General features: G+C 69.9%; 5 protein-coding genes. 2 read left to right on the top strand and 3 right to left on the bottom strand.

What is annotated here, in order from left to right; genetic code table 11:
* Nucleotides 1–191: 191 nt before the first annotated feature.
* Both ACFW2E_RS41920 and ACFW2E_RS41915 read right to left on the bottom strand, forming a co-directional pair.
* Nucleotides 192–449, bottom strand: coding sequence for a DUF3073 domain-containing protein (locus ACFW2E_RS41920; RefSeq protein ID WP_356155732.1), 258 nt, complete (start codon nt 447–449; stop codon nt 192–194).
* Nucleotides 450–739: 290 nt separating this feature from the next.
* On the bottom strand, nt 740–1843 hold the full coding sequence (locus ACFW2E_RS41915; RefSeq protein WP_384475938.1) for a Leu/Phe/Val dehydrogenase: 1104 nt from the start codon (nt 1841–1843) through the stop codon (nt 740–742).
* Nucleotides 1844–2101: 258 nt separating this feature from the next.
* On the opposite strand from ACFW2E_RS41915, the gene ACFW2E_RS41910 reads away from it, so the two are divergent.
* Together ACFW2E_RS41910 and bldC are read left to right on the top strand one after the other, a co-directional pair.
* Nucleotides 2102–2944: a hypothetical protein gene (locus ACFW2E_RS41910; protein ID WP_384475935.1), complete on the top strand. Its 843-nt coding sequence runs from the start codon at nt 2102–2104 to the stop codon at nt 2942–2944.
* Between the two features lie 519 nt (nt 2945–3463).
* Nucleotides 3464–3670, top strand: coding sequence for a developmental transcriptional regulator BldC (gene bldC / locus ACFW2E_RS41905; protein WP_003949541.1), 207 nt, complete (start codon nt 3464–3466; stop codon nt 3668–3670).
* 461 nt (nt 3671–4131) lie between these two features.
* Here the strand turns inward: bldC and ACFW2E_RS41900 are convergent, their stop codons facing one another.
* Nucleotides 4132–4323: a DUF6274 family protein gene (locus tag ACFW2E_RS41900; RefSeq protein ID WP_384475932.1), complete on the bottom strand. Its 192-nt coding sequence runs from the start codon at nt 4321–4323 to the stop codon at nt 4132–4134.
* Nucleotides 4324–4631: the final 308 nt, after the last annotated feature.

Here is a 4631-nt window from a genome sequence, read left to right as displayed (position 1 = left end):
GTCGACCTGGTCGGCCCCCCGGCGGGGGGGGGGGGGCGCGGCGCGTCAGCGCGGGGGGCCGGGCGGCCCCCCGCGGAGCCCGCACCGGCGTTCCCGGGTCCGGCCCCCGGCGGGGCAGCACGAAACCCGGTCCGGCGCTGAGGCCCCGGACCGGGTGAGGTGCAGTCGCTGAAACCGCGAATCGCGCTACGTCAAGCGCCGCGACGATGCGACGTGGGACCGGACTGGTCGTCCTCGTCGTCCTCATCGTCGTCGTTGTAGAGATCCGCGTACTGGGCGTACGGGTCGTCTTCCTCGTCGTCGTCCTCGAACGGCTCGCCGTTCGGCGGCTGGCTCGAAGTCGAAGCGCCCAGCTCGCTGGCCAGACGCGACAGGTCAGTCCCGCCGCTGTTGTACTTCAGCTGGCGGGCGACCTTCGTCTGCTTGGCCTTGGCCCGGCCGCGCCCCATGGCTCGACCCCCTCGGTGACGGGGCTCGACGGCCCCAGAGTCTTGACACGCGTTCATGATCTGGAACGGACTCTCCGAAGAGAGACCGGTCCGTAGGGCTTCCACGGTACCTGAGCCCGCGCCCATACGGTACGTCGCCCGCAGGACGCGCCTCGGCCCAGAACCCGCGAGGCGCCCCGTCCCCGCTGGTCAACCGCGATTTTAACCACTTATTGGCGGCCGACCCGCCGACGAACGTGAGAGTTCTCTCTAACTGTCCGCCGACGGGTACCGGCAAACCTCGTGGAACCTCAGCGTCCGCGCGCCGCCGTGGCCTCGTGCATCCGCTGCTCGGCGATCCGGTCGGCCGCGGCGGCCGGCGGGATCCCGTCTTCCTTCGCACGTGCGAAGATGGCCAGTGTGGTGTCGAAGATCTTCGCCGCCTTGGCCTTGCACCGGTCGAAGTCGAACCCGTGCAGCTCGTCCGCGACCTGGATGACGCCGCCGGCGTTCACCACGTAGTCCGGCGCGTAGAGGATCCCGCGGTCGGCGAGGTCCTTCTCCACGCCCGGGTGCGCGAGCTGGTTGTTGGCCGCGCCGCACACCACCTTGGCCGTGAGGACCGCCACGGAGTCGTCGTTCAGGGCGCCGCCGAGCGCGCAGGGGGCGTAGATGTCGAGGCCTTCGACGCGGATCAGCGTGTCCGTGTCGGCGACCGCCGTGACGCCCTCGCCGTGCTGGTCGAGGATCCGTCGTACGGCGTCCTCGCGCACGTCCGTGATCACGACTTCGGCGCCCTCGTCCAGCAGGTGCCGGACCAGGTGGTGCCCGACCTTGCCGACGCCGGCGACGCCGACCCGGCGGCCGCGCAGCGAGGGGTCGCCCCACAGGTGCTGGGCGGAGGCGCGCATGCCCTGGTACACGCCGAAGGCGGTGAGGACGGAGGAGTCGCCCGCGCCGCCGTTCTCGGGCGAGCGTCCGGTGGTCCAGCGGCACTCGCGGGCCACGACGTCCATGTCGGCGACGTACGTGCCGACGTCGCAGGCGGTGACGTACCGGCCGCCGAGCGAGGCCACCATCCGCCCGTAGGCGAGCAGCAGCTCCTCGGTCTTGTCGCGCTCCGGATCGCCGATGATCACGGCCTTGCCGCCGCCGTGGTCGAGCCCGGCCATGGCGTTCTTGTACGACATCCCGCGCGCGAGGTTGAGGGCGTCGGCGACGGCCTCCGCCTCGGTCGCGTACGGGTAGAAGCGCGTACCGCCGAGCGCGGGGCCCAGGGCGGTGGAGTGGATGGCGATCACGGCCTTGAGTCCGGTCGCGCGGTCCTGGCAGAGCACTACTTGCTCATGACCGCCCTGGTCCGAGTGGAACAGGGTGTTCAGTACATCAGCAGGTGCGCCGGTTACGTCGGTCACGGTGGTGACTCCCGGGTAAGTTGCGGCGGTCGAAAGACCAGCTCCCGTGCGGGTGGCGGGTGCTGTGGCATGAGCGTAGAGCCTGTGCCCGCCCGCCATCCGTGCAGTGTTCAGGATCACCCTCTCGCGGCGCGCACGCACATGTGCGCGTGGCACGATCTGCAGTGGTTTCCCGCCCGCTCCGGGATGCCTCGTCCGCGTGTCCCGGGTGGGGTTCCGTACGGGTTTCGAGGCGGGTCCGATGGGGAGGGAGCAGGCGTGCCCAAGGTGTCCTCGGTGATCGTCCCCTACGCGACGTACCTGCGCGTGTACGAGCCATTGGCCGCCTTCCCGGAGCCGGAACGCGGCCACTGGGCGCGCTACGCCCGCCGCCCCGAGCACCCCTCCTACCAGGACGAGCTCCGCCGGTCCCTGTCCGACCTGCTGCCCACCCCGCCCGTTCCCGTGCCGGTCCACGAGAGCGGCGACGCCTTCGTGCTGGACGTCGACGGGGTGGTCTGCGTCTGCCCCTGGCGCACCCGGCTGCGCGGCTGGCAGGCCCTGGGCGAGCTGGCGGACGAGTTCCCGCCGTCGGTCCTGGACGCGGTGCTGCCCCCCGTGGTGCGCCGGCAGGCCGCCCAGGACTACGAGCGCTGGCAGGTCCGCAACCCCGACGCCCGCCCCTGGATCCGCACCTCGACCTGGCAGGTGCCGCTGAACTGGTTCGTCCTGGTCTCGGACGAGGAGCGGGAGTACGTCAAGGGGACCGCCGAGGAGGCTCCCCTGCTGCGCTACCGCACGCCCATGGTGCAGGCCCGGCGGCGGGTGGCGCGGGGGCTGCGGACGCTCAAGGACGCCATCGAGGAAGGGCCGCTGATCGACGGCCTGGTGGACGTGGGGCGGTGGCTGGAGGAGTTCCACCCGCGTTCGCTGGTGGAACTGGACTACGGCGGACTGGTGCACGTGGTGCCGGCCGGTGAGCTGGAGGGGGACCACTCGGCCGCCGACGTGGCCGAGGGCATCGACGCGCTGCGCCGGGGCGACGGGGCTGCCGCCGGGGAGGCGTACGGGCGGCTGGTGGAGCGCTGGCGTGCGGTGCGCGATCTTCGATCCGCGAACTGAGTGACGCACGTCACGGCTCGAACGCCTTCGAACGGCGTACGGTTTACGGCACTTAGATCATCTGACGGGACGTTGGCCTCGATCCGGGCTTTTGTGTCAAGGGTGATGGAGCGCACTTACACGGCTCTTGCGTCTCTTGCCACCCCTCATGCCAAAATAGGACAAGGAGTCCGGGGAAGGCTCCGTCCGCCCAACTACGCTCCATTGTGGGCGGAATCTCAGCATTGCACGCTTTGGGGGGTCTTGTGACTCCTGATCGCCCTGTGACTGATCGTCACAGTGGCGTGACTGTCCGCTATGGCATGGTCCATCGGCTTCCGTCGCTGATGAACACCTGGGAGGGCAATTCCATCGGTTTGGCCGACGCGGCTGGACAGATGGTGTAGTTGTAGTGCCGAGGACAAGCCGTTCGTCCTATAACCGACTCGACTCGCGTCCGCCATTTCGGGCAACGCGGGTCAAGGTGCAGAATTTAGAGGAAAGAACCGAGAAGGTTCGGTTCTCCCGAGGAGGCCGCTCATGACCGCTCGCACCCCTGATGCCGAGCCGCTGCTGACCCCGGCTGAGGTCGCCACGATGTTCCGCGTTGACCCGAAGACGGTCACGCGGTGGGCGAAGGCCGGCAAGCTCACTTCGATCCGCACGCTTGGCGGGCACCGCCGCTACCGCGAGGCCGAGGTCCGCGCCCTGCTCGCGGGCATCCCGCAGCAGCGCAGCGAGGCCTGAACAACTGCATAACCGGGCAATACGGCTGGTCCCCCAACCCGCCGAGGCACCCGGGCCCTAGCTCCAAGCGACGCGGGACCTGCCCCAACAGGGCCCACGCCCAGGCCGACAAGAACTTCTCAGGCAAGCGACACAGGGTGCGTCGTAGATCGCGCTGGACTCCGCCGGGTCCAGCGCGATCTTTTTTGTGCGCCGGACGCGGTGGTCGCGAGGGCTCTGTGAGCGGGCTTGTGGGAGTCTGGGGAGGGGTGTCGGATCGGCTGTGAACCCCTCCCGGGGGCGGTGCAATTGCACATATTAAATTGACCCGTTGTAGGAGGGTTGTAAGTACCGCGGTTTCAGAAACTCATGCGGTGACTCCCGTCACACGTCCGGGTGCTTGTTGCGGTTGACCTGTGTGCGCTAAAGGAGGCACAGGTTCCAGCGGCCCACGAGGGAGCGGGTGTTGGGGCCGGAGACGGTCACGCGGTCGGGGAGCCTTCCTCCTCGACGACGTCCTCGGGGACCTCCGCGCCTCTTGGGGCGGAGTCCATCGCCAGCCGCAGCAGCTGGTGGCAGATCGGGCAGTGGCGGGTGAGGTGGCGATAGGAGGAAGCGGCCGACAGGTGCGCGCGGAGCAGCGCCCGCGTCTCGTGCCTGACAGATGCCGCCATACGCCACCTCCGGGGCCGCACGAGGGGAACGGGCCCTGTTTTCTGGGTACCGGCCGAATGTGAGGCCGTCAAGGGCGGGGGACTGCGCCGGTTCGCCGGGTGTGCGTCCCGGTGTTGCCGCGGGCCCCGGCGGGGGCTGCCGCCCCGAGCCCCCGAGCCCGTCGGGCAGGGAGGGCCTCCAGACGGGCTGGACGGTGCCGGCCGGCATCGAACGGCCAGGTACGACGAATGGCCCCCGGGCCCCAAGGGCGACCGGGCGGGGGGGTTTGGGGGGGTCCGGGGTGTTTACACCCCCCCCCCCCCATAAA

This window comes from Streptomyces sp. NPDC058964, assembly GCF_042741275.1.
Lineage (GTDB): Bacteria > Actinomycetota > Actinomycetes > Streptomycetales > Streptomycetaceae > Streptomyces.
The sequence above is the reverse complement of the archived record's forward strand: the minus strand, read 5'-3'. Positions and strand labels throughout refer to the sequence as shown.

Bases quoted from the DNA above. Each gene is read 5' to 3' on its own strand.
- ACFW2E_RS41900 (WP_384475932.1), bottom strand. From the start codon at position 4,323: ATGGCGGCATCTGTCAGGCACGAGACGCGGGCGCTGCTCCGCGCGCAC.
- ACFW2E_RS41920 (WP_356155732.1), bottom strand. From the start codon at position 449: ATGGGGCGCGGCCGGGCCAAGGCCAAGCAGACGAAGGTCGCCCGCCAG.
- bldC (WP_003949541.1), top strand. From the start codon at position 3,464: ATGACCGCTCGCACCCCTGATGCCGAGCCGCTGCTGACCCCGGCTGAG.